At 40.5% G+C, this 1,225-nt stretch carries 1 protein-coding gene and 1 pseudogene; both read right to left on the bottom strand.

From position 1 onward, the window contains the following. Positions 1-481: pseudogene (locus L650_RS0114905) on the bottom strand (phosphoglucomutase, alpha-D-glucose phosphate-specific); the annotation flags it as partial. Between the two features lie 10 nt (positions 482-491). Then, complete coding sequence (seqA, locus tag L650_RS0114900) at positions 492-1,067, bottom strand: replication initiation negative regulator SeqA (RefSeq protein ID WP_024033550.1); 576 nt, start codon at positions 1,065-1,067, stop codon at positions 492-494. Positions 1,068-1,225: the final 158 nt, after the last annotated feature.

The following is a 1,225-nucleotide window of genomic DNA, read 5'->3' as shown; positions in this document are numbered from 1 at the left end:
GATTGTATTTAAAGCCACCGTCTTCTGGCGGGTTATGTGAAGGCGTTACCACAATACCGTCGGCTAATTCGTTAGGATTTAATTTGTTATGGCAAACAATAGCATGGCTAATGACAGGGGTTGGCGTGTAATCGTGATTTTGCTGGGTAATTACTTGCACCTCATTAGCCACTAATACTTCTATGGCAGAGTTAAAAGCAGCTTCACTTAATGCATGCGTATCTTTACCTAAAAAAAGCGGACCAAAAATGTCGTTTTGCTTTCTGTAATCACAAATAGCTTGTGTAATGGCTAAAATATGAGATTCGTTAAACTTAACATCGTAAGAGCAACCACGGTGACCCGACGTACCAAAAGCAACACAATGCTCGGGGTTTTGCTCTAAGTCTGGCTCATTTAAATAATAAGCCGATACCAGTTTTGGTATGTTAACTAAAGTTGAATGTGGCGCAGTTTTCCCAGCACCTGAATGAATAGCCATGTTTATTTCCTTACAAGTAATCGCGAATTTCTTCTGCTTGCTCTGCTGAATAACCTAAGCACAGCGCAACCTCGTGTAGCATCATTTTTTTACGTGTCGTGTTTGAATTTGTCATTACCCAGTACTCACTGTCGGTAATGTTTTTAGGGTTCATACTACTGCCGCTATTAACTAAGTCTTCTTTGCTGGTTGCAAAGTAAACGCGGTCGCGCCCTTTTATATCAAGCACAGCACTAAACTCTTTTTTATGCGTTCTATAAAAAGCACTTAAAATAAATAAAAACCTGCCTACCACCCCTTTTTGCATTGCTAGTTCTTCTTTATTTAGAATATTAAATACATTAGCGTTTGTTTGCTTCACGGGTGTGACAACCTCTTGCTCTTGGCTGTCGTTAGTAGCTGGCGTGTCGTCAAGTGGGGCTTGAGTAGCTGTTTGGTTGTTTTGATTGTTCTTAGCAACGGGAGTGTTGTCATCACCGTTTAGATTTAATAAACGACGTAAAATAGTGGATGCGCTTTCGCCAATACTTTGTGTATTGCTAGCAATATACTGATATAACTCGTCGTCTATGTCGATTTGTTTCATGTTGTTCCTGTCATTACGGGCCACATTTTTTCTTTCCCCGTGATTATACCCAAACCAAATATAAATGCGAGTTACAACAAGCACTCGCACAAACATAACCCACGGCTAGCGCATTTTAATCCCAGACTCCAACAGGGTTGAGCGGTAATCATCGTCTA

The organism is Pseudoalteromonas sp. TB51 (assembly GCF_000498055.1).
GTDB classification, from domain to species: Bacteria; Pseudomonadota; Gammaproteobacteria; order Enterobacterales; family Alteromonadaceae; genus Pseudoalteromonas; species Pseudoalteromonas atlantica.
The sequence above is the reverse complement of the archived record's forward strand: the minus strand, read 5'-3'. Positions and strand labels throughout refer to the sequence as shown.

Coding starts and splice junctions, on each gene's coding strand:
- seqA (WP_024033550.1), bottom strand. CDS start 1,067: ATGAAACAAATCGACATAGACGACGAGTTATATCAGTATATTGCTAGC.